This is a genomic window from Bacillus sp. SIMBA_008 (assembly GCF_046535495.1).
Classification (GTDB): domain Bacteria; phylum Bacillota; class Bacilli; order Bacillales; family Bacillaceae; genus Bacillus; species Bacillus subtilis.
Genome location: NZ_JAWRWL010000492.1, coordinates 1 through 270 on the forward strand (window position 1 = coordinate 1; position 270 = coordinate 270).

1 pseudogene is annotated in these 270 nt (G+C 51.1%); it reads right to left on the bottom strand.

Annotated elements, in window-relative coordinates:
• Positions 1 to 270: pseudogene (locus SB658_RS24155) on the bottom strand (DNA polymerase/3'-5' exonuclease PolX); the annotation flags it as partial.

Consider the following 270-nt stretch of genomic DNA (forward strand, 5'->3'; position numbering starts at 1 on the left):
CCCGCTATCACGTCTTTTACGTTCGGGAGGGAAAGAAGCTGTTCTCTGACAGCCTCCGGATGATCTGTAGCGATAATGTAATCCAGATCTTTTACGGTTTCCCGCGCTCTTCTGAGACTGCCGGCCCGAGAATATTTCTGAATATCCGTCAGCCGGGCCAAATGTTCTTCAATGACTGAGGCAATGCTGAGCGCATAGCCGATCGGAAACCGTTCCGGCTGTTTTCCGGCTTCTCCGAGAGCCTTGAGGATTTTCTCCTCCGTTTTTTTG